The organism is Paenarthrobacter sp. CM16 (genome assembly GCF_013179505.1).
GTDB lineage: Bacteria > Actinomycetota > Actinomycetes > Actinomycetales > Micrococcaceae > Arthrobacter.
Map to the genome: position 1 here is coordinate 1 of NZ_JABMCX010000358.1, position 4,146 is coordinate 4,146.

Consider the following 4,146-nt stretch of genomic DNA (forward strand, 5'->3'; position numbering starts at 1 on the left):
ACGTGGGCATCGCGATTCCGACTGCCGATCCCACGACGAATGCCTTGTCCAGCTTCCGGTTTCTCAGGGTCGCAGAGAAGGCGCCCAGGGCCGGGCCGACAAGCACGGCTATCAAGAGTGCAAACACGGCCAGCTGGGCAGTAATCGCCGCCCGGCTCAGCACAAGGCCAGCCACTGGTTGGTTCAAGAAGATCGACTCACCAAAGTCGAACCTGGCAAGGTTTCCCAGCCATGTGAGGAACTGAACCAGGATGGGGTCGTTGAGGCCCATTTCGTCACGCAGGGCGTTGATTTGTTCGACGGTTGCGTCGTCGCCCAGGACGGCAGCTGCTGGATCTCCTGGGGTGAGCCTCAAGAGAATGAACAGGAGAATCATCGGAACGGCTATGGTCGGCAGCAGCAGTAGCAGGCGTTTGAGAATGTATTCAATCATTGTTCTAGTTCCTCTTCGCCCGGGGGTCGAATACGTCCCTGAGTCCGTCACCGATGAGGACCAGTCCCAGGACCGTCAGGAGAATCGCCAGTCCGGGGAATACTGCGATCCACCATCCGACGTAGATGTATTGTTGTGCAGCCGAAAGGCTTGCACCCCAGCTGGGGATATCCGGTGGCAGACCGATTCCAAGGAAGGAGAGGGCGGCGATGGACAGCACGGTTTGGGAGAACGCGAGCGTGGTCTGGACGATCAGGACCGAGACGGCTTCCGGCGCGACGTATCGGGTGAGGATCCAGCCGTCTTTTGCTCCGAGGGATCGGACGGATTCGACCATCGGCATCCCTACGGCCGAGAGCGCGGCGCCGCGAACGACTCTTGCAATGGCCGGAACTAGCACGATGGTCAGTCCGAAGATGACCGGGCCCATTCCGGCGCCGAGAACACCGACCAAGCTCATGACCAGGATGATGTTTGGAAATGACATCATCCCATCGATGATGCGCATCGCGATGGCGTCGAAGCGGCGGTAGTAGCCGCAGAGGATGCCTATGACGTAGCCTGCGGCGACGGCAAGCAGTGTGCACAATCCCGCGATGCCCAGCGTCGTCTGGGCACCGAACAACAGGACGGTCCACAAATCTCGACCGGATTCGTCGGTTCCCAGGGCAAATTGCGGTGAGGGCGGCTTGAGTCGGTTGGCCGGATCAACCAGATGCGGGTCCCCGCCGAGGACGGGTGCCAACACAGCCAGGAGGATGATGACCACCAGGATGCCTGCGCCGATCATCGGTGAGGGCATTGTGGCTAGTTTTCTAAGCCGGGTGAATTGCATGTGAGTGGCCTTGAGAGGAGGAATTGTATACATCGGAGGGTCCGCTGATTCAGCTAGTCAGCCAGATGTTGTAGAACCCACGAATGGTCTGGGTTGATTCAAAGCCACTGACCCTGTTGCCGATGATCGCCAGTCGGGGTTCTGTTCCCAGTTTGATGAAGGGAAGGTCCTGCCAAATATTTGCTTGCAGCTTGTCCCAGGCTGGTTGCCGTTCGGCTGTGGTGGCGCCGGCAGTGACCTGGGCCATGAGCTTGGTCTTTTCTTCGCTGGTCCACCACCCGGGGAAGGTGTCAGCGATGAACGGCACCGTCAAGGGGTCGGAGTACTTTGTTCCGTCGGTAATGAACATGTCCCAAGCCTTAGGATCCGTCCTGGTTGCAGTGAAGGTAGCAGCGTCGGTTGCCTTCATGTCGACCTTGAATCCGGCTGCTTCGAGTTGCTGTCGGAGCAATGGACCGTAGGTATCTGATTCGGGGCGGTAGAGAAGCCGAACGGGGGTCCCGTCGTAGCCGGCCTGCTTGAGCAGATCCGCAGCTGCCTTGGGGTCCTTATTCTTGAAGACGTCCTGGCCTTCTTCCGAGTACCATTCGGATCCCTCAGGAAACAGGCTGGAGCTGTCTTTATAGTGATCGAGGCCGCCCAGGGTTTGGGTGGCTATGGCCTTGGGATCAACTGCGTTCAGAACCGCTTGGCGAAGGGTCTTGTTGGTCATGAGCCCGTCTTTGAGGTTGAACTTGATCAGACTGAAGCCGCCGCCCTCTTGGATTTTTGGTGTCAGGGCTGGGTCAGCTTCGTAAACCGCCAGTTGATCCAGGCTGACGAACTGCGGAGCGATGTCGACGGCGTTGGTGCGCACCTCGTTGAGGGTGTTGGCTGAGTTGTAGGGTACGAATTTGATGCTGTCTGCGTACGCCGTTTTCTTCCCCGCAGCGCCGTCAGTTGCATCGGACCGGGAATTGTAGTCCTCGAACCTGGACAGGACTGCCTGCTGGTCCGCTGCGAAAGAATCGACCTTGTACGGTCCTGTGCAAACGATGTTGTCCACCTTCTTATCGGGAGCGAGCCCGGTCAGCAAAGATGCCGGCATGATGTACGCGGGGGTGTCCGGTGTCGCCAGCAGGGCGGGAATCGCACCTGTGGGTTGCTTGACGGTGATGGTCAGCTTCTGATCGTCCACCGCCGTGATTTGGCTGACGAGCTTGTTGAACTGTGCCCCGGAAGAGTTCGCCCGGTACCGTTCCAGTGATGCGACGACGTCCTTGGAGGTGAGCGTTTCTCCGTTGTGGAACTTGACTCCGCTGCGGAGGGCGAGATCGTATCGAAGCGTCGTTGGATCGTACGTCCAGGATTCGAGCAATCCGCTTTGAACCGAGAGTTTGGAGTCGTTCGCAAAAAGGCCTTCGCAGGCGGACGCCGCGACAAGCCAGTTGGTGCGTGAGGTTGATCCCAGCGGATCAATGATCGTGGGCAGCGACGCAACGACAAGTTGCCCGCCGCTTCTTGGTTCGCTGGTCTGCTGGTTCTGGCCGGTGTCACCGCTGCTGCTACAAGCGGAAAGGCAGAGCGCCGCTGCGACAACTGTCGCTGCGGCGCCCGTGGTTTTTGTTGTTCGCATTGCACGCCTCATTGGGGTTGATGTGAGCGCCCGTTTCGCGGGTTTTCCTGATGCAATCAGCGTACAAATGCAACAACCTGAGACGACCGTCACTTACCTTATATGCGGTAAGTATATTTTTGAGCCCTGGCTTAGCTGGTGCGATCAACCCGGATAATGCCTGTTTCGTGGTGGATGTCTATTGCTGTGCCGTATGGCCCTGAGAGCCGCTGGAGTCTTTCCAGGATGCGGCGGGCGGAGCTGCCCTGGGCAAGCCGTGGTATCCCTCGGTCGGCGTCACGGCCCGAGGCATAGTGGAGCTCTATGGGGTGCAAGCGGACGGAGCGAAGGCTTCCGTTGCGGGCAAAAGTGCTGACTGCGATGACGCTCTCGTACCAGACGCTTTCCTTGAAGACACCATGTACGCGTTTATGTTCGAGGGCTTCTGCCGCTGTTGTCTCGGTGGGGTCCAGATGGGCTTTTTCGAAGGCTTCAGGGAGCAACGGCTGCTGGGTGTTCTCCATGAAGATGAAGTTTCCCAAAGAATAGAAGATGGGCTTGCCTTTGTAGATTTCTATGCCCCGGAGCTGGTGCGGTCCGTGTCCTATGAAGGCGTCGGCTCCGTGGTCTATGAAGTCCCGGGCCATATCCTCCATGAACGTTGGCGGCGTTTCACTGTAGTTCCCGGGTTCATGGGTATGGAGCGATGAGATCGCGAAATCGGAAGTTTGTTTTCCCTGCTTCATGTTCTGCAGAATTTCCCGTCGGTCCTGGGGATTGACGGTGAAGACGAAGTCCCCTCGTGGAGTTCCAGCCGAGGCAGCAACATACTTCGCTCCGAACAGGGTGACGGTTCCATTCCGTTCATCGGCATCCAGAATGGAGCGTCGAATGGATCCAGCGGGCTGGGCGTCCCTGATGACCTTCAGCGTTTCGAGTTCAGCTGCGGTTACCACCGCGTGGCGCGTGGTGCGCAGGGCGTTCAGGCCGGGCCGGGCCGGGATTCTCCCCGCTGGGTCGGATGCGCGAGAGCCTGTCTGAAAGCGCGACGCCGCGGCGACCAGTGACACTCGCCCCGCGGGGACGGTGAGAAACTCCGGTGCCCGTGCGGCGGTCAGTGTTTCACCTGTTCCGGCATGACCGATTCCTGCTTCCGTCAACAACCGGTCCGTGTAGCGCATGCCAGCAACGCCCCAGTCGGTCGTGTGATTGTTTGCCCGCGCCACCAGGTCGAAGCCCATGCTGCGCAGGTCCGCTGGAACCCGGGGCGAGCTGATCAGCCAG

General features: G+C 59.1%; 4 protein-coding genes. All 4 read right to left on the reverse strand.

The features are described from left to right. The coding region (locus HP499_RS21600; RefSeq protein ID WP_172326159.1) for an ABC transporter permease at positions 1-433 on the reverse strand (433 nt) is incomplete at its 3' end. A 4-nt stretch (positions 434-437) separates the two neighbouring features. Continuing rightward, positions 438-1,235: an ABC transporter permease gene (locus HP499_RS21605; protein WP_216660231.1), complete on the reverse strand. Its 798-nt coding sequence runs from the start codon at positions 1,233-1,235 to the stop codon at positions 438-440. An 82-nt stretch (positions 1,236-1,317) separates the two neighbouring features. Next, complete coding sequence (locus tag HP499_RS21610; protein ID WP_172326160.1) at positions 1,318-2,883, reverse strand: ABC transporter substrate-binding protein; 1,566 nt, start codon at positions 2,881-2,883, stop codon at positions 1,318-1,320. A 131-nt stretch (positions 2,884-3,014) separates the two neighbouring features. Then, positions 3,015-4,146, reverse strand: a 1,132-nt coding sequence (locus HP499_RS21615; RefSeq protein WP_172326161.1) for a CapA family protein, incomplete at its 5' end; no start/stop codon positions are given.